Annotated in this window: 18 protein-coding genes; 14 read left to right on the top strand and 4 right to left on the bottom strand. The window is 72.1% G+C overall.

Annotated elements, in window-relative coordinates; all coding sequences use genetic code 11:
* Positions 1-190: 190 nt before the first annotated feature.
* From AB0N31_RS17445 to der, 12 genes are all read left to right on the top strand, one after another.
* Entirely contained in the window at positions 191-1327 is a 1137-nt protein-coding gene (locus AB0N31_RS17445) for a ParA family protein (RefSeq protein ID WP_366059241.1), read from the top strand.
* Positions 1312-1875 (top strand): hypothetical protein, encoded by a 564-nt coding sequence (locus tag AB0N31_RS17440; RefSeq protein WP_366059240.1) that lies wholly within the window; start codon positions 1312-1314, stop codon positions 1873-1875. Before AB0N31_RS17445 ends, AB0N31_RS17440 begins: the two co-directional genes overlap by 16 nt.
* A gap of 17 nt (positions 1876-1892) precedes the next feature.
* Positions 1893-2933: a segregation/condensation protein A gene (locus AB0N31_RS17435; protein ID WP_366059239.1), complete on the top strand. Its 1041-nt coding sequence runs from the start codon at positions 1893-1895 to the stop codon at positions 2931-2933.
* On the top strand, positions 2930-3604 hold the full coding sequence (scpB, locus tag AB0N31_RS17430) for an SMC-Scp complex subunit ScpB (RefSeq protein ID WP_366059238.1): 675 nt from the start codon (positions 2930-2932) through the stop codon (positions 3602-3604). The genes AB0N31_RS17435 and scpB overlap by 4 nt, the downstream gene beginning before the upstream one ends.
* On the top strand, positions 3604-4725 hold the full coding sequence (locus AB0N31_RS17425; protein ID WP_366059237.1) for a pseudouridine synthase: 1122 nt from the start codon (positions 3604-3606) through the stop codon (positions 4723-4725). The genes scpB and AB0N31_RS17425 overlap by 1 nt, the downstream gene beginning before the upstream one ends.
* Before the next feature lie 109 nt (positions 4726-4834).
* Positions 4835-5557, top strand: coding sequence for an NUDIX domain-containing protein (locus AB0N31_RS17420; RefSeq protein WP_366059236.1), 723 nt, complete (start codon positions 4835-4837; stop codon positions 5555-5557).
* Positions 5554-6576, top strand: coding sequence for an ADP-ribosylglycohydrolase family protein (locus tag AB0N31_RS17415; protein WP_366059235.1), 1023 nt, complete (start codon positions 5554-5556; stop codon positions 6574-6576). The genes AB0N31_RS17420 and AB0N31_RS17415 overlap by 4 nt, the downstream gene beginning before the upstream one ends.
* 223 nt (positions 6577-6799) lie before the next feature.
* Positions 6800-7162 (top strand): chorismate mutase, encoded by a 363-nt coding sequence (gene aroH, locus AB0N31_RS17410; protein WP_366059234.1) that lies wholly within the window; start codon positions 6800-6802, stop codon positions 7160-7162.
* The gene (locus AB0N31_RS17405) at positions 7159-8244 is read left to right on the top strand and encodes a prephenate dehydrogenase (protein WP_366059233.1); all 1086 of its coding nucleotides are present in this window, start codon (positions 7159-7161) and stop codon (positions 8242-8244) included. Before aroH ends, AB0N31_RS17405 begins: the two co-directional genes overlap by 4 nt.
* A gap of 158 nt (positions 8245-8402) precedes the next feature.
* Positions 8403-9089, top strand: coding sequence for a (d)CMP kinase (gene cmk, locus AB0N31_RS17400; RefSeq protein WP_366059232.1), 687 nt, complete (start codon positions 8403-8405; stop codon positions 9087-9089).
* A complete protein-coding gene (locus tag AB0N31_RS17395; protein ID WP_366059231.1) occupies positions 9086-9763 on the top strand; it encodes a lysophospholipid acyltransferase family protein in 678 nt (225 codons plus the stop codon). Before cmk ends, AB0N31_RS17395 begins: the two co-directional genes overlap by 4 nt.
* A gap of 135 nt (positions 9764-9898) precedes the next feature.
* A complete protein-coding gene (gene der / locus AB0N31_RS17390) occupies positions 9899-11377 on the top strand; it encodes a ribosome biogenesis GTPase Der (RefSeq protein WP_366059230.1) in 1479 nt (492 codons plus the stop codon).
* A 73-nt stretch (positions 11378-11450) separates the two neighbouring features.
* On the opposite strand, the gene AB0N31_RS17385 is transcribed toward der, so the two are convergent.
* Together AB0N31_RS17385 and AB0N31_RS17380 are read right to left on the bottom strand one after the other, a co-directional pair.
* Complete coding sequence (locus AB0N31_RS17385) at positions 11451-11960, bottom strand: hypothetical protein (RefSeq protein ID WP_366059229.1); 510 nt, start codon at positions 11958-11960, stop codon at positions 11451-11453.
* 91 nt (positions 11961-12051) lie between these two features.
* Complete coding sequence (locus AB0N31_RS17380) at positions 12052-12834, bottom strand: hypothetical protein (protein WP_366059228.1); 783 nt, start codon at positions 12832-12834, stop codon at positions 12052-12054.
* 517 nt (positions 12835-13351) lie between these two features.
* Between AB0N31_RS17380 and AB0N31_RS17375 the strand changes: the two genes are divergently transcribed.
* Positions 13352-14050, top strand: a complete 699-nt coding sequence (locus AB0N31_RS17375) for a transglycosylase family protein (RefSeq protein WP_366059227.1) — start codon at positions 13352-13354, stop codon at positions 14048-14050.
* A gap of 60 nt (positions 14051-14110) precedes the next feature.
* Here the strand turns inward: AB0N31_RS17375 and ctaD are convergent, their stop codons facing one another.
* Positions 14111-15790, bottom strand: a complete 1680-nt coding sequence (gene ctaD / locus AB0N31_RS17370) for a cytochrome c oxidase subunit I (RefSeq protein WP_366059226.1) — start codon at positions 15788-15790, stop codon at positions 14111-14113.
* A gap of 422 nt (positions 15791-16212) precedes the next feature.
* Here ctaD and AB0N31_RS17365 point away from each other — a divergent pair, with 422 nt between their 5' ends.
* Positions 16213-16428, top strand: coding sequence for an I78 family peptidase inhibitor (locus AB0N31_RS17365; RefSeq protein ID WP_366059225.1), 216 nt, complete (start codon positions 16213-16215; stop codon positions 16426-16428).
* A 49-nt stretch (positions 16429-16477) separates the two neighbouring features.
* On the opposite strand, the gene AB0N31_RS17360 is transcribed toward AB0N31_RS17365, so the two are convergent.
* Positions 16478-17491, bottom strand: a complete 1014-nt coding sequence (locus AB0N31_RS17360; RefSeq protein ID WP_366059224.1) for a phosphatase PAP2 family protein — start codon at positions 17489-17491, stop codon at positions 16478-16480.
* Positions 17492-17516 lie beyond the last annotated feature (25 nt).

Here is a 17516-nt window from a genome sequence, read left to right as displayed (position 1 = left end):
GGATGTTTCATTGTCGACACATCGAGTCGGGTCCGGCGGATTGTGTTGCTGCGAACACCCGACACGCCATAGAGTCGCCAACCGTCGGCATGGTGCCACGCTGACCTTGTCTAGAAGTTTCCTGGTCACCAAGGAGGTAAGACGACTTGTGAATGAGTCGACATTTTCTCCCGGGGGTGGTCAACCAGGAATGCCTACGCGGAGTCAGGGCTCCACGGGGCTCGAGGCTGTCGGCTCCGTCGCTGTCCGAACCTTCGCAGCCCACCAGAGCCAGTCAAGCCCCCACACGGCTCTGTCAGCACCCCAGAGCATGGATGGCCATCACGTGAACGCCATGGCCGGCGACGGAAGTGGCGCGCCCCGCAACCACTTCGCCGACTACGACGAACTGCCCGAAGGGCACTTCTACGACCCCGACGCCGAGTACGAGCCCGACCCCGAGTACGCGGCCACCCTCGCGCCCGACGCTGCCCGCCAGCGCCGCGAGCGCATCGGCCCGACCGGTCGTCCGCTGCCGTACTTCCCGATCCCGGGACCGCTGACCAACCACGGTCCCGCGACGATCATCGCGATGTGCAACCAGAAGGGCGGCGTCGGCAAGACCACGTCGACCATCAACCTGGGTGCCGCGCTCGCGGAGTACGGCCGCCGGGTGCTGCTCGTGGACTTCGACCCGCAGGGCGCGCTGTCGGTCGGTCTGGGTGTCAACCCCATGGAGCTCGACCTCACGGTCTACAACCTGCTCATGGAGCGGGGCATGTCGGCCGACGAGGTGCTCCTGAAGACGGCGGTCCCCAACATGGACCTGCTGCCCAGCAACATCGACCTGTCCGCCGCCGAGGTCCAGCTGGTCTCCGAGGTCGCGCGCGAGTCGACGCTCCAGCGGGCGCTGAAGCCGCTGATGGACGACTACGACTACATCGTGATCGACTGCCAGCCCTCGCTCGGCCTGCTCACCGTCAACGCGCTCACCGCCGCCCACAAGGTGATCGTCCCGCTGGAGTGCGAGTTCTTCGCGCTGCGCGGTGTCGCCCTGCTGACGGAGACCATCGAGAAGGTCCAGGAACGGCTCAACCCGGAGCTGGAGCTCGACGGGATCCTGGCGACCATGTACGACTCGCGCACGGTGCACAGCCGCGAGGTGCTGGCGCGGGTCGTCGAGGCCTTCGACGACCACGTCTACCACACGGTCATCGGGCGCACGGTCCGCTTCCCGGAGACCACGGTCGCCGGTGAGCCGATCACCACCTACGCCTCCAACTCCGTCGGCGCCGCCGCCTACCGCCAGCTCGCCAGGGAGGTGCTCGCCCGGTGTCACGCCGAGTGAGTCTGCCGGGGGCCGACGAACTCTTCCGCACGACAGGGGGAACGGCGCTCCAGCCGTCCGCCCCCCGGCGCCCCGCGGGCGGCGAGGCCCGGGTGCCCGCTCCGACGGGGGAGCGCGACGGGGCGGCGGCCGGTCCCGCCGACGATGCGCCGAACGCCGTACCCGCACAGGGCGGGGACGGCGGGGGAACCGAACACGCGGCGGCCGGCGCCGAGCAGGGCGGCACCCGCGGCACCGGGGAGCGTTCCGGTCCCCGACCGGGCGCGCAGGAAGGTTCTGCCACCCAGGACGACGCCTCGTCGCGCAAGCGCGGACGGGCCTCCGCCCGCCGGCCCAGCGGCCGCGAACGGCACGACGAGAAGATCACCGTGTACGTGTCCGCCGAGGAACTGATGGACCTCGAGCACGCCCGTCTGGTGCTCCGCGGCGAACACGGGCTCGCGGTCGACCGCGGACGCATCGTCCGCGAGGCGGTCGCCGTCGTCCTCGCCGACCTGGAGAGCCGCGGAGACGCCAGCATCCTCGTACGACGACTTCGCGGGCGGTAGCGGTAGCCTGCGGGGCCATGACCTCGAACGATCCCGGCCCCGGCGCACCCGCCGGCCGTCGGCGTGCGCTGGGGCGGGGACCGGGGGCGCCGCCTGCGGAACCGGAACCGACGCCGACGCTTGTCCCGGCCCCGGGGCCCGCGCCGGAACCCGTACGGGAGCCGGAACCGGTGCCCGCGCCGGAACCCGCTGCCGGGCCCGTCGGCGGTCCCCAGGACGGCGTCCGGGACGACGCCCGGGAGGCCCCCGACGGTGTCTTCAAGGTGCGCCTCGCCAACTTCGAGGGCCCCTTCGACCTGCTGCTCCAGTTGATCTCCCGGCACCAGCTGGACGTCACCGAGGTCGCGCTGTCGAAGGTCACCGACGAGTTCATGGCGCACATCCGGACGATGGGCCCCGACTGGGACCTGGACCGGACGACTGAGTTCCTCGTCGTCGCCGCGACGCTGCTCGATCTGAAGACGGCCCGCCTGCTGCCCGCCGCCGAGGTCGAGGACGAGGCGGACCTGGCCCTCTTCGAGGCCCGCGACCTGCTGTTCGCCCGGCTGCTGCAGTACCGCGCGTACAAACGGATCGCCGACATCTTCCGGGAACGGCTGGACGCGGAGGCCCGCCGTCGTCCGCGGACCGTCGGCCTCGAACCGCACCACGCCGAACTGCTGCCCGAGGTCGTCATCGGCATCGGCGCGCAGGGCTTCGCGAAGCTCGCCGTCAAGGCGATGCAGCCCAGGCCCGAGCCGCAGGTGTACGTCGAGCACATCCACGCACCGCTGGTCAGCGTGCAGGAGCAGGCCCAGATCGTGGTCGCGCGGCTGCGGCGGCTCGGTGAGGCCAGCTTCCGCACGCTCGTCGAGGACACCGACGACACCCTCACCGTCGTGGCGAGGTTCCTGGCCCTGCTGGAGCTGTACCGGGAGAAGGCCGTCGCCCTCGACCAGGAGGCCGCGCTCGGGGAGCTGCTGGTGCGCTGGACCGGCGGGGACGGGGACGACCGGCCCAGGGTGAGCGACGAGTTCGACCGGCCGCCGGAGAAGACCGAGGAGGAGCGCACACCGTGAGCGAGGAGACCGTGGGGGCCCAGGCGGCCCCGGCCGGACCGCGTACCGTCGCCGGCCTCGACCTCAAGCCCGCCCTGGAGGCCGTGCTGATGGTCGTGGACGAGCCCGCCACCGAGGAGCACCTGGCGAGGATCGTGGAGCGCCCGCGCCGCCAGGTCGCGGACGCGCTGCGGGAGCTGGCCGACGAGTACACCGCGCAGGGGCGCGGCTTCGAGCTGCGGTTCGTCGCGGGCGGCTGGCGGTTCTCCACCCGGGCCGACTACGCCCCGGCCGTCGAACGGTACGTCCTGGACGGCCAGCAGGCCCGGCTGACCCAGGCGGCGCTGGAGACCCTCGCGGTGGTCGCGTACCGCCAGCCGGTCAGCCGCAGCAGGGTCTCCGCGGTGCGCGGAGTGAACTGCGACGGCGTGATGCGCACCCTGCTCCAGCGCGGTCTGGTCGAGGAGGCGGGCACGGAACCCGAAACAGGTGCGATCCTGTACAGGACGACGAACTACTTCCTGGAGCGGATGGGCCTGCGCGGTCTGGACGAGCTCCCGGAGCTCGCGCCCTTCCTCCCGGAGGCGGAGGCGATCGAGGCCGAGACCCAGGAAGCCGTACCGTCGTTCGATCCGGACGCCCCGGATGCGGACGACGGTCCCACGACGGACACGACGACGACGGAAATCTGATGCGAAGCAGCGGCAGCGGTAGCGGCAGGAGCGGTGGGCGCGGTAACCCCCGCGGCGCCGGCAACAACAGGGGCCAGAAGCAGGGCCAGGGCCAGGGCCGGGGACAGGCCCAGGGCCGGGGGCAGGGGCAGGGCCAGGCCCAGGGCCGTCCCAGCAAGCCCCGCCCCGAGGAGCGCCGCTACGACGTGGGCCCCGGCGCGTCTCACGAGGGCCCGAAGGCGGGGCGCGGGGGCGCGGCCCGCGGCGGCGCCAAGGGCGGTCCGAAGAAGCCCCAGCAGCGCGGGCCGTCGGCTCCGGCGACCTCGCGCGAGTACGAGACGCGGGCCGAGGAGCGCAACCGCGAACGGTACGCGGCCAAGAAGGACATCAAGCTGCCCAAGACCTTCCCGGGCGCCGAGCAGGAGGGCGAGCGGCTCCAGAAGATCCTCGCGCGCGCGGGCTACGGCTCCCGGCGGGCCTGCGAGGAGCTGATCGAGCAGGCGCGGGTCGAGGTCAACGGCGAGATCGTCCTGGAGCAGGGCAAGCGGGTCGACCCGGAGAAGGACGAGGTCAAGGTCGACGGACTGACCGTGGCGACGCAGTCGTACCAGTTCTTCTCGCTGAACAAGCCCGCCGGCGTGGTCTCGACGATGGAGGACAACGAGGGCCGGCAGTGCCTCGGCGACTACGTCACCAACCGTGAGACCCGCCTGTTCCACGTCGGGCGGCTCGACACCGAGACCGAGGGCGTCATCCTGCTCACCAACCACGGTGAGCTGGCGCACCGCCTGACGCACCCGAAGTACGGCGTGAAGAAGGTCTACCTCGCACACATCGTGGGCCCGATCCCGCGCGACCTGGGCAAGCGGCTCAAGGACGGCATCCAGCTGGAGGACGGGTACGCGAAGGCGGACCACTTCCGGGTCGTCGAGCAGACCGGCAAGAACTACCTCGTCGAGGTCACCCTCCACGAGGGCCGCAAGCACATCGTGCGCCGGATGCTCGCGGAGGCCGGGTTCCCGGTCGACAAGCTGGTCCGCACGGCCTTCGGCCCGATCACCCTGGGCGACCAGAAGTCGGGCTGGCTGCGCCGGCTGTCCAACACCGAGGTCGGCATGCTGATGAAGGAAGTCGACCTGTAGGGCGGCTCGTTGGAGCGGCCGGTTCCGGATTTCCGGGACCGGCCGCTTCCTTGCGTCCGGACACCGGCCAGGTTTATGGTCGGTATGACTATTAAAAGGGGGTGGGTGGATGCGGGGCTACGACAAGTACGCCTTCGAGCCCTTCGCCGTCACCGTGGACCTCGCCGTCCTCACCCTGCGCGCGGGCGCCCTGCACGTGCTGCTCGTCGAGCGGGGGCAGGAGCCGTACCTCGGCCGCTGGGCGCTGCCCGGCGGGTTCGTGCTGCCGGACGAGTCCGCCGAGGCCGCCGCCCGGCGCGAACTCGCCGAGGAGACCGGCCTCGCCGACGTCTCCGGCCTCCACCTGGAACAGCTGCGCACCTACAGCGAGCCCGACCGCGACCCCCGCATGCGGGTCGTCTCCGTCGCCTTCGCCGCCCTGCTGCCCGACGCCCCCGAACCGCGCGGCGGCGGCGACGCGGCCCAGGCCCGCTGGCGGCCGTACGACGACGCCGCACCGCTCGCCTTCGACCACGACCGGATCCTGGCCGACGCCCACGAACGGGTCGGCGCCAAGCTCGAGTACACCTGTCTCGCGACCGCCTTCTGTCCGACCGAGTTCACCCTCGGCGAGCTCCAGCAGGTCTACGAGACGGTCTGGGGCACCGGCCTGGACCGGCCCAACTTCCGCCGCAAGGTGCTCGCCACCCCCGGCTTCGTCGAACCCGTTCCCGGCGGCCCCGCACGGCTGACCGGCGGCCGCGGCAAACCGGCCGCCCTCTACCGCGCGGGCACCGCCACCGCCCTCCACCCGCCCCTGCTGCGACCGCCCCGGGAAGGACGTTCCGCATGACCACCACGACCGTCAGGAAGCGCGCCGCGACGGGGGCCCTGCTGGGCCTCGCGCTGGGGGACGCGCTCGGGTTCCCGACCGAGTTCGACGACGTCCCCTCGATCCTCGCCACATGCGGGCCGTGGCGGGAGATGGAACTGCCGGGGCGAGCCTTCGTCTCCGACGACACGCAGATGACGCTGGCCGTCGGCCGGGCCCTGCGCACGGCCGTGGACCGCGGACTGCTCGTGCCGGCCCGGCTGGAACGGCCGCTGCGCGAGGAGTTCGTGGACTGGTACCGCTCGCCCGAGAACAACCGCGCTCCCGGCCGGACCTGCCTGACCGCCTGCGGTCTGCTGGAGGACGACGGGCGCCCGTGGCAGGACGCCGCCCGGATCGGCTCCAAGGGCTGCGGCGCCAACATGCGCGTCGCGCCCCTCGGCCTCGCCCCCGGCCTCAGCGACGAGCAGCGGGCCGGCGCCGCCCAGCTCCAGTCCGGCCTCACCCACGGCCACCCCACCGCGCTCGCCGCCTCCGACCTCACCGCCCACGCCGTACGGCTGCTCGCGGACGGCGCCGAACCGACGGGCCTCGTCGGACTGCTGCGCTCGTACGCCCTCGACAACCGCACCCGCTACCACCACCGCTGGCTCGGCGACCTGTGGACCCGCTCCCAGGACCCGACCCCGGAGCACTTCATCGCGCGCGGCTGGGACGACTGCCTGGGCGTCCTGGAGCGGCTCCAGGACGCCCTGCGCAGCCCCTCGCCGGAGACCGACCCGTGCCTGGCCACCGGGGAGGGCTGGATCGCCGAGGAGGCACTGGCGACCGGGCTGCTGTGCTTCCTGCTCTTCCCCGACGCGCCGGTCACCGCACTGCGCCGGGCCGCCTGCTCCGCCGGCGACTCCGACTCCATCGCCTGCCTGGCCGGTGCCTTCGCGGGCGCGTACGCCGGGGCCGACGCCTGGCCGACGGAGTGGGCGGACCGGATCGAGCACCGGAGCGAGCTGGTGACCCTCGGGGCGCTGTGGGACCACTGAGCGCCGGCCACCGGCCACTCGTCATCGCGCCGTCGCCGGTGGGGAAACCGCTCCTGCGGCAGGCCGGCCGACGGTGCCGTCGGCGACGGCCGTCTCCGGGCCCGCGGGGCCGGCTGTTCGCACGGGGCGCGTCTCAGCGGGCGGGCGCCGTGCTCCGGGCCGGTCCGCGCTGACTACGCTGGACGACGAAGAGCCGTGACCTACGTGAGCGAGGAGCAGCGCCGTGGCGGTACGAGCGGTCCGGGGGGCCGTCCAGCTGGACAGGGACGAGGCCGGACACATGGACGAGCGGGTCGGGGCCCTGCTCACCGCCGTCATGGAGCGGAACGCCCTCGCCGCCGACGACCTGATCAGCATCTGGTTCACGGCCACCCCCGACCTGCACAGCGACTTCCCGGCCGCGGCCGCGCGCAAGCTGGGCATCGTCGACGTACCGCTGATCTGCGCCCAGGAACTCGACATCCGGGGCGCCATGCCGAGGGTCGTCCGCGTCCTCGCACACATCGAGTCGGACCGGCCCCGCTCCGGGATCAACCACGTCTACCTCGGTGCCGCGGCCGCCCTGCGCAAGGACATCGCCCAGTGAGGACCGCGCTCGTCATCGGAACCGGACTCATCGGCACCTCCGCGGCCCTCGCCCTCGCCCAGCGCGGCGTCGTCGTCCACCTGGAGGACCACGACCCCGAGCAGGCCCGTACGGCGGCGGCGCTCGGCGCCGGCACCGACGACGCCCCCCAGGGCCCGGTCGACGTCGCCATCGTCGCCGCCCCGCCCGCCCACGTGGCCGCCGTGCTCGCCGACGCCATGCGCCGGGGCGCGGCCCGCGGCTACCTCGACGTCGCCAGCGTCAAGGGCGGGCCGCGCCGGGAACTGGAGGCGCTCGGCCTCGACCTGTCGGCCTACCTCGGCACCCACCCCATGTCCGGCCGCGAGAAGTCCGGCCCGCTGGCCGCGACCGCCGACCTCTTCGAGGGCCGCCCCTGGGTGCTGACGCCGACCCGCGAGACCGACACCGAGGTGCTGAACCTCGCCCTGGAGCTGGTCTCGCACTGCCGGGCCGTCCCCGTGGTGATGGACGCCGACGCCCACGACCGGGCCGTGGCGCTCGTCTCCCACATGCCCCACCTGGTCTCCAGCATGGTCGCCGCCCGCCTGCAGAACGCCGAGGAGGCCGCCGTACGGCTGTGCGGGCAGGGCATTCGGGACGTGACCCGGATCGCCGCCTCCGACCCCCGGATGTGGATCGACATCCTCTCCGCGAACCCCGGGCCGGTCGCCGACCTGCTCGGCGACGTCGCCGCCGACCTCGACGAGACGGTCCGGGCGCTGCGCGCCCTGCAGTCCTCCGACGAGGACGAGCGGCGCGCCGGCGCCGGCGGCGTCGAGGACGTCCTGCGGCGCGGCAACGCCGGCCAGGTCCGGGTCCCCGGCAAGCACGGGTCCGCTCCGCGGGTGTACGAGGTCGTGGCGGTGCTCATCGACGACCAGCCGGGGCAGCTGGCCCGCATCTTCGCCGACGCCGACCGGGCCGGGGTCAACATCGAGGACGTACGCATCGAGCACGCGACGGGCCGGCAGGCCGGCCTGGTGCAGTTGATGGTGGAGCCGAAGGCGGTGGCCGTGCTGAGCGCCGCTTTGCGGGAGCGGGGCTGGGCGCTGCGGCAGTAGGCACCCGGCGTCCGGGGGCCCGGCCCGCGCCGGGAAACCGTGTCGGACCGGCCCCCACCGCGGCCGTCGGCCGGACGAGTGACCCGCAGCCAGTAACCTTGTGCGGGGCACGTTGTCGTCCCGCAGCCCACCGCCTCGCACCAGGAAGGTGTCCTCCCGTGGAAAACGGCGCCGCCCAGCCCGTGATCGTCGCCATCGACGGTCCCTCCGGCACGGGCAAGTCGAGCACGTCCAAGGCCGTGGCCGCCCAGCTCGGGCTGAGCTACCTGGACACCGGCGCCCAGTACCGGGCGATCACGTGGTGGATGGTCAGCAACGGGATCGACATCGAGGACCCCACGGCGATCGCCGCCGTCGCCGGCAAGCCCGAGATCGTCTCCGGCACCGACCCGGCCGACCCGACGATCACGGTCGACGGCGTCGACGTGGCCGGTCCGATCCGCACCCAGGAGGTCACCTCCAAGGTCAGCGCGGTGAGCGCCGTCCCCGAGGTGCGGTCGCGGATCACCGAGCTGCAGCGGTCGCTGGCGGCCTCCGCCGAGCGGGGCATCGTCGTCGAGGGACGGGACATCGGGACGACCGTGCTGCCCGACGCCGACCTGAAGATCTTCCTCACCGCCTCGCCGGAGGCCCGCGCCGCCCGCCGCAGCGGCGAGCTGAAGGGCGCGGACGTGCACAGCACCCGCGAGGCGCTGATCAAGCGGGACGCGGCCGACTCCTCCCGCAAGACCTCCCCGCTCGCCAAGGCGGACGACGCCGTCGAGGTGGACACCACGGAGCTGACGCTGGCCCAGGTCATCGAGTGCGTGGTCACCCTCGTCGGGGAGAAGCGGGCGGCGAAGTGAGCGAGCTGCCCTCGGAGAGAGGGGCGGAGGTCGGGCGGCGCATCGGCGTCGGCCTGATGTTCGGGTTGTGGAAGCCGCGGGTGCTGGGCGCCTGGAAGGTTCCGGCGACCGGCCCGGTGATCTTCGCCGTCAACCACTCCCACAACATCGACGGGCCGATGGTCATGGGCGTGGCCCCCCGGCCGACGCACTTCCTGATCAAGAAGGAAGCGTTCGTCGGCCTCCTCGACCCGTTCCTGACCGGCATCGGTCAGCTCAAGGTGGACCGGGACACCACCGACCGCAAGGCCATCACCCGCGCGCTGGGCGTGCTGGAGGCCGGCGGCGTCCTCGGGATCTTCCCGGAGGGCACGCGGGGCGAGGGCGACTTCGCCTCCCTGCGTGCGGGGCTCGCCTACTTCGCGGTGCGCAGCGGGGCGGCGATCGTCCCCGTGGCCGTCCTGGGAAGCACCGAGCGGCGCGGACGGTTGTTCAAGGCGCTGCCCCCGCTGCGTTCCCGCGTCGACGTCGTCTTCGGCGACCCGTTCGAGGCGGGCGACGGCAGCGGGCGGCGTACCCGCAAGGCGCTGGACGAGGCCACCGAGCGCATCCAGAAGCAACTGGCCGCCCACCTGGAACACGCCAGACGGCTCACCGGCCGCCCGGCGGACGACGGACGGCGGCGCGACGCATAGCGGCGCGACGGTACGAAGACGGTACGAAAACGCCGGGCGTCCGAGCGGGCGCTGGGCGACACTGAGTAGTGGATCAAACCGCCGAAAACGGGTGCTCCACCGATCACCACGAATGAACGCAGAGGTACGGACTTCATGAACGACCACATCCAGCCCGACGGCTCGGACTCCTTCGAGCACGATCACGGGGCGCTCGGTGACGCCGAGTACGCGGAGTTCATGGAGCTCGCCGCGATCGAGGGCTTCGACGTCGAGGACGTCGAGGGCGCGATCGAGGCCGCCGGGCACGGGCCGCTGCCCGTCCTCGCGGTCGTCGGCCGCCCGAACGTCGGCAAGTCGACCCTCGTCAACCGGATCATCGGACGGCGCGAGGCGGTCGTCGAGGACAAGCCGGGCGTCACCCGCGACCGGGTCACCTACGAGGCCGAGTGGGCGGGCCGCCGCTTCAAGGTCGTCGACACCGGCGGCTGGGAGCAGGACGTCCTCGGCATCGACGCCTCCGTGGCCGCGCAGGCCGAGTACGCGATCGAGGCCGCCGACGCCGTCGTGTTCGTCGTCGACGCCAAGGTCGGTGCCACGGACACCGACGAGGCGGTCGTACGACTGCTGCGCAAGGCCGGCAAGCCCGTCGTGCTCGCCGCCAACAAGGTGGACGGCCAGAGCGGTGAGGCGGACGCCGCCTCTCTGTGGTCCCTGGGCCTCGGCGAGCCGCACCCCGTCTCCGCGCTGCACGGCCGCGGCACCGGCGACATGCTGGACGCGGTCCTGGAGGCGCTGCCGGAGGCGCCCGCGCAGACCTTCGGCACGGCGGTCGGCGGCCCGCGCCGCATCGCCCTCATCGGCCGCCCGAACGTCGGCAAGTCCTCGCTGCTGAACAAGGTGGCAGGCGAGGAGCGCGTCGTCGTCAACGAGCTGGCCGGCACCACCCGTGACCCGGTCGACGAGCTGATCGAGCTGGGCGGTGTCACCTGGAAGTTCGTCGACACGGCCGGTATCCGCAAGCGGGTCCACCTCCAGCAGGGCGCCGACTACTACGCCTCGCTGCGCACGGCGGCCGCGGTGGAGAAGGCCGAGGTGGCGGTCATCCTGATCGACGTCTCCGAGTCGATCTCCGTGCAGGACCAGCGGATCGTCACCACGGCGGTGGAGGCGGGCCGCGCGATCGTCCTCGCCTACAACAAGTGGGACACCCTCGACGAGGAGCGCCGCTACTACCTGGAGCGGGAGATCGAGACCGAGCTGGCCCAGGTGGCGTGGGCGCCGCGGGTGAACGTCTCGGCGCGCACCGGACGGCACATGGAGAAGCTGGTCCCGGCGATCGAGACCGCCCTCGCGGGCTGGGAGACGCGCGTCCCGACCGGCCGGCTGAACGCCTTCCTCGGCGAGCTGGTCGCCGCCCACCCGCACCCGATCCGGGGCGGCAAGCAGCCGCGCATCCTCTTCGGCACCCAGGCGGGCACCAAGCCGCCGCGGTTCGTGCTGTTCGCCTCCGGCTTCATCGAGGCGGGCTACCGGCGCTTCATCGAGCGCCGGCTGCGCGAGGAGTTCGGCTTCGAGGGCACGCCGATCCACATCTCGGTGCGGGTGCGCGAGAAGCGCGGCAAGAAGAAGTGACCTGACGGCACGGCCGGAGGGCGGCACCCGTGGTGGGTGCCGCCCTCCGGCCGTGCCGCGCCCGCTGCGGGCCTCAGACGCTCCGCCGGGGTGCCGGGGGCAGCGCCGCCGGGACGCGGTGCGTCCCGGTCGGCGTGTGCGGCCGGCCGGTCTGCCCGAGCGGGCCGATCCGCTGCCACTGCGGCGCCTGGGACTGCTCCTGCTCCTGCTCCTGCCGCCGTTCCTGCCTCTGCCCCTGCACCTGCTCCTGCGACGGGGGCGGTGCCGGTGGCTGCGACGGCTGCCCGAGCCGTGCGCTCTGCGCGCCCGCACTGTAGGCGCTGTACGAGCTGCTGAACGACCCCGGCCGCGGCACCGCGTACGACCCCGTGCCGTGCGGCATGTTCCCGAAGGCGGTGAACCCCAGTTCGTCCTCACCGCTGCGGTCACCGGGCAGCGAGCGGAACGACTTGACGTACTCGGCGTAGAGCGCGTCGTAGATCGGCGTGGCCGAGGGGCCGCTCTGGGAGTCCTGGGAGTCCTGGGCCGGTCGCGCGGACGGGATCGGGTAGGGCTGGCGGCGGGGAACGTCGTAGGTGTGCACGTATGTCCAAACGACGTGTGAGGTCGGGGGATGCGGCCGGTGACCGGCCTTCGGGGGCGCGGGGCGCGGCCCGCGTCCCCGCCCTGCGGGCTCAGGTTCCGGCGAGGGGCAGCGCCGCCCCGACCAGCTGGCCGTTCGCCGCGGCCTTGTCCAGCGCGTCCCGCAGCAGGTCCTCCCGGGGCTGGCGGCCGATCGACCCCACCGGTGCCGCGAACATCAGCACCTGCTGGTGCTTGTTGGCGGCGGCCCGCCAGCCTTCCGTCACCTGCAACGGCTGGTGGGCCTGCCACCAGGCCACCTGCTGCCCGCCGTTGACCGAGGGCTGGAGCACCGCGTGCAGCTGCCCCATCGCCAGCAGCACGGACCAGCCGTGCCGCACGGGCGGCGCCTCGGACAGCTCGGACAGCGGCATGAAGCCCTGCTCGATGAGGAGCGGCAGGAAGTCGTCGCCGATGTCGGTGGCGCCGGGCCGCACGACGGGCGCGGTCGGCTCGACGACCAGGGCCGGGTGCAACTCCCCGGCGATCAGGACGAGTCCGCTGGTCACGCCGAGCACGGCCTGCTCGGGCACGACCTTGCCGGGGTCCAGGTCGGCGGTGTCGCCGCTGATGGAGCGGACGGCGCCCTGGAGCTGCTCCTCGGTGACCTGGACGATCTGCGAGGGCAGGCAGGTGGCGTGGGCGAAGGCGAGAACGGCGGTCTCGTCCCCGATGAACAGGACGGTGCTGGTGCGCTCGTGCTCGGAGTCGCCCGGGGTGCGGCAGGACGTGCAGTCGTAACTGCCCGGGGCGTTCTCTCCGGCGATCAGCCGGTCGGCTTCTTCGGCGCCGATCTCGGCACGTACCTCGTCGCTGACGTCGAGCATGCGCGGCACGGGTGACTCCCTCGGATGCGGTGCGTGGGCGGGCCGGGTGGCTCCCCGGCTCATGCAGAGACAACGGGCGAGTTGTGGCGGGGGTCACGCTGCGGGGCGAAGGGAATCGAACCGGCCTGTGCGCACGGTCACGATTCGTGCGGAATCGGCCACTCATCGTCAAGTGACGAGAGCATCACGGAAGTTGAACGCGTGAGGTGGGACACAGGCAAGGTGCGGCACCGGTCGACAAATCCGGAAATCAGGCAATGAAGTAGGTGTCCTGATTTCGCCGATACCGACGGTAACGCCCAACTGGCCTGCGATGAAGGCGCGTTGATTGATGACGGGCCGTCGGATTCCCTAGATTGCTCGGCCGTGTGCAGCGAGCACCGCCCGGGTACGTCCGCCGGCCGCGCAGAGCCAGACACCGCGCAGCACCACCGCCGGCGGACGGGGCGGAGCACGACGACCGCGTTCCCGCGCGGACGGCGCGCTCCGCTCGGGGGGAGACCCGGGTTCGTAGAGAGGGATCCTCATGTCCGAATGTGCCGATGACACCCGCGTCGACGCTCGCGCCGCCAAGGCGCGTACGACGGCGGTCCTCGCCGGGGCGGCGCTTCTCGCCCCCCTGGGACTGCTGGCCGCAGGCGGCAACGCCGCCGCGGCGGACGCCGGAGTGTGGGACCGCATCGCCCGGTGCGAGAGCGGCGGCAACTGGCACATCAACACCGGCAACGGCTACTACGGAGGACTCCAGTTCTCCGCCTCCACCTGGCGCGCCTACGGCGGCACGGCCTACGCGCCGACCGCCGACCAGGCCACCAGGGAGCAGCAGATCGCCGTCGCCACCAAGGTCCAGGGCTCCCAGGGATGGGGCGCGTGGCCGACCTGCTCCACGCGCGCCGGGGCCTCCGGCGGCGCGCCCACGGCCGCGAGCGGCCCGGCCGAGGGCGGCTCCGCGCAGGGCGGCTCGTCCGCCGACGGGTCGTCGAAGAACGGTTCGTCCACGGGAGGCTCCTCGAAGGCGGCCGACGCCGCCGGGCGTTCTCCCGGCCACGGCTCCCGCGGTACGTCCTCCCGCGGCGACGGCGACTACACCGTCCGCGCAGGCGACACGCTCAGCACGATCGCCGCGCGCCGAGGAACCACCTGGCAACAGGTCTACGCCGCGAACAAGACGGCCATCGGCGGGAATCCCGACCTGATCGTGCCCGGTCTGCGGCTGGACTTCTGACGGCGTCCGGCCCCGTGGGCCCGTCCGGTGTGCACACCGGACGGGCCCACGGGGCCTCGCTCACGAGCCCGCCTGGTGCTTCTTCGGCTCCGGCTGCGGGATCTGCGCCGCGTACTCGGGGTGGCGCAGGTCGAACGCCGGGGACTCCGAGCGGATCCGGGGCAGCGTGGTGAAGTTGTGCCGGGGCGGCGGGCAGGAGGTCGCCCACTCCAGGGAGCGGCCGAAGCCCCAGGGGTCGTCGACCCCGACCTTCTCGCCGTACCTGGCGGTCTTCCAGACGTTGAGGAGGAACGGCAGCGTCGACAGGCCGAGCAGGAACGCGCCGATCGTGGAGACCGTGTTGAGGGCGGTGAAACCGTCCGCGGCCAGGTAGTCCGGGTAGCGGCGCGGCATGCCCTCGGCGCCCAGCCAGTGCTGGACCAGGAACGTGGTGTGGAAGCCGACGAACAGCGTCCAGAACTGGATCTTGCCGAGCCGCTCGTCGAGCAGCTTGCCGGTGAACTTCGGCCACCAGAAGAAGAATCCGGCGAAGACCGCGAAGACCACCGTGCCGAAGACGACGTAGTGGAAGTGCGCCACCACGAAGTACGAGTCGGTGACGTGGAAGTCCAGCGGCGGCGAAGCCAGGATCACCCCGGTCAGACCGCCGAACAGGAACGTCACCAGGAAGCCGGTCGCCCACAGCATGGGCGTCTCGAAGGAGAGCGAGCCCTTCAGCATGGTTCCGGTCCAGTTGAAGAACTTCACGCCCGTCGGCACCGCGATCAGGAACGACAGCAACGAGAAGAACGGCAGCAGCACCGCGCCGGTGGCGAACATGTGGTGGGCCCAGACGACCACCGACAGCCCGGTGATCGCCATCGTCGCGCCGACCAGGGTCAGGTAGCCGAAGATCGGCTTGCGACTGAAGACCGGGATGATCTCGGTGATGATCCCGAAGAACGGCAGCGCGATGATGTACACCTCGGGATGCCCGAAGAACCAGAAGAGGTGCTGCCACAGCAGTGCCCCGCCGTTGGCCGCCTCGAAGACCTGAGACCCGAACCGCCGGTCCGCCTCGAGCACCAGCAGGGCCGCCGCCAGCACCGGGAACGCCAGCAGGATCAGGATCGACGTGAACAGCGTGTTCCAGGTGAAGATCGGCATCCGGAACATGGTCATGCCGGGCGCGCGCATCCCGATGATGGTGGTGATGAAGTTGACCGCGCCGAGGATCGTGCCGAAGCCGGCCAGCGCCAGCCCCATGATCCACAGGTCGGGGCCGAGGCCGGGGGAGTGCGCGGCGTTGTTGAGCGGCGCGTAGGCGAACCAGCCGAAGGCGGCGGGGCCCTCCGGTACCAGCAGCGAGCCGAGCACGATCACCCCGCCGAACAGGAACAGCCAGTACGACAGCATGTTCAGCCGGGGGAAGGCGACGTCGGGGGCGCCGATCTGGAGTGGCATCAGCTCGTTGGCGAAACCCGCGAAGGACGGGGTCGCGAACAGCAGCAGCATGATCGTGCCGTGCAGGGTGAACAACTGGTTGAACTGCTGGTTGTCCACGATCTGCAGACCCGGGCGAGCCAGTTCGGCCCGCATGATCAGCGCCATGACCCCGCCGATCAGGAAGAACGCGAACGACGTGATCAGGTAGAGGTGCCCGATCTTCTTGTGGTCGGTGGTGGTCAGCCAGTCGACGACCACCCGGCCCCGCCTCCCGCCCGCGGTGCGCGCCGTCGCCGGCGCGGTCTCCGTCCCCATTGTTCGCTCGCCCCTTCGCTCGTCGCGTCCCGGGTCCCGCCCCGCTCGCGCCGCACGGGTGCCCGCGAGCCGCCGTCATGATGCTCGCGCCGCCACGCGCCCGACGGAGGGCGTACGGAGGATGTGTGGGGGAGCCGTGTATTTCCTATGAGGGCCCGACCCCCGCGGAGCCCCGCGGAATCGAAAGAAAGCGGGATCCGGGAACGGTTCTCCGGGAACTTTCCGCCGGGTGCGGGAAGGAGCCGGTGCGACACGCGGAAATGGCGGTCGAATAGGTGCGTAAGGCTTATGGAACCGCCCGTTCGGGTGAGGGATTCGTACGGAAACCCGTGTCGTGATCCTGTGACAGAAGTGTGACCGTAGTGATCCACATCTCCCGTTCGGGGTTCCCGGAACTGCGGCCCCGGCCTAGCGTTGCGGGTATGGCACCGATTCCCACTCCGCCAGCGGAGCCCCAGGACAGTCCGGACGGATACGTCGGCCTCGAGAGCGGCCGGGCCGAGCGGCTCGCCCGTGAGCGAGGGTGGTCGACGGTGCGTTCGCTGGCACCCGGAACGATCATCACCATGGAGTACCGCGCGGGCCGGCTGAATTTCGAGGTGAGCGAAGGCCGGGTGACGCGGGCCTGGAAGGGGTGAGACGCGCGGGGCCCGGTGTGTGCGCACCGAGGGGCCCCGCGCGATGAGGTCAGGGGCGGGCGGCCGGGTTGGCCGAACCGTGCGGAAGCCGGTCCGCGTGCGGCGGACGGCGGCTGCCTGCCGGGGTGACCGGGGCGCGCTCCGCGCGGGTCGTGTGCGGGCCGGGGGCGAGGTAGACCGGTGCCCTGGGCGGACGGGCCGCCGCCTCGCGGCCCGTGGTCGTCTCGTCCGGCCGGCCGGCCGTGGCGCGCTGCGTGAGCGGCACGGCCACCGGTACCGGCGTCGGGACGGGAGTCGTCCCCGCGCGGCGGTCGCGCAGGCGGTCACGCAGAGTGAAGATCCAGGCCTCGGTGCGGGCGATCAGCGGCTCGAACGCGGGCAGCGCCAGCAGGATCAGCAGGCCGGCAGCCCAGCCGAGGACCACGTCGCTCAGCCAGTGCGTGCCGAGGTAGACCGTGGCCAGGCCGACGCCGAGCGAGGTCACCGCGGAGAGCGCGGACAGCCACCGGCGGGCTTGTGGGGTGGAGGCCAGATAGGCCAGGATTCCCCAGGTCACGACCGCGTTGGCGGTGTGGCCGCTGGGAAATATGTCGCCGCCCAGACCCATCTCGTTCGAGCCGATGGCGGTGGCGTAGTGCGGCCCGAGACGGCCCATGCCGATCTTGGCGGCACCGACGGTGATGTTCAGCAGCAGCAGCGACGTGCCGAGCGTGAGCAGGGGCCGCAGGGTGTGCTGGCGCCAGGATCTCCAGCCGAGCCAGGCGCAGACCATGACGGCGGTGGGTCCGCGCTGGCCGAGGACCACGTAGTAGTCCACGAACCAGTGGATCTCCGACCACTGCTGGTACGGCCGGAAGAACATGACCTGCCAGTCGAGGCGGACGAGCCACGAGGTGGTCACCACGAGCCACACGATGGCCAGGTAGAAGGTCAGGGTCGCCGAGAACAGCGCGACCCGGTGCCTGCTCATCTGCGGCACATCGAGGTGGGCCGGTCGTTCCGGCTCACGGTCGAGCCTTGCGAACACCCGGTCCAGACGGGTGAGGTTTCGTTCGGTACGCACCCAATCGACGTTACAGCGAGTGAGC

This window comes from Streptomyces sp. NPDC051051 (assembly GCF_040682975.1).
GTDB lineage: Bacteria > Actinomycetota > Actinomycetes > Streptomycetales > Streptomycetaceae > Streptomyces.
This window is presented reverse-complemented; position numbering and strand designations above follow the sequence as displayed.

Bases quoted from the DNA above. Each gene is read 5' to 3' on its own strand.
- AB0N31_RS17445 (WP_366059241.1), top strand. From the start codon at position 191: ATGCCTACGCGGAGTCAGGGCTCCACGGGGCTCGAGGCTGTCGGCTCC.
- AB0N31_RS17435 (WP_366059239.1), top strand. From the start codon at position 1,893: ATGACCTCGAACGATCCCGGCCCCGGCGCACCCGCCGGCCGTCGGCGT.
- AB0N31_RS17425 (WP_366059237.1), top strand. From the start codon at position 3,604: ATGCGAAGCAGCGGCAGCGGTAGCGGCAGGAGCGGTGGGCGCGGTAAC.
- AB0N31_RS17420 (WP_366059236.1), top strand. From the start codon at position 4,835: ATGCGGGGCTACGACAAGTACGCCTTCGAGCCCTTCGCCGTCACCGTG.
- AB0N31_RS17415 (WP_366059235.1), top strand. From the start codon at position 5,554: ATGACCACCACGACCGTCAGGAAGCGCGCCGCGACGGGGGCCCTGCTG.
- der (WP_366059230.1), top strand. From the start codon at position 9,899: ATGAACGACCACATCCAGCCCGACGGCTCGGACTCCTTCGAGCACGAT.
- AB0N31_RS17375 (WP_366059227.1), top strand. From the start codon at position 13,352: ATGTCCGAATGTGCCGATGACACCCGCGTCGACGCTCGCGCCGCCAAG.
- ctaD (WP_366059226.1), bottom strand. From the start codon at position 15,790: ATGGGGACGGAGACCGCGCCGGCGACGGCGCGCACCGCGGGCGGGAGG.
- AB0N31_RS17365 (WP_366059225.1), top strand. From the start codon at position 16,213: ATGGCACCGATTCCCACTCCGCCAGCGGAGCCCCAGGACAGTCCGGAC.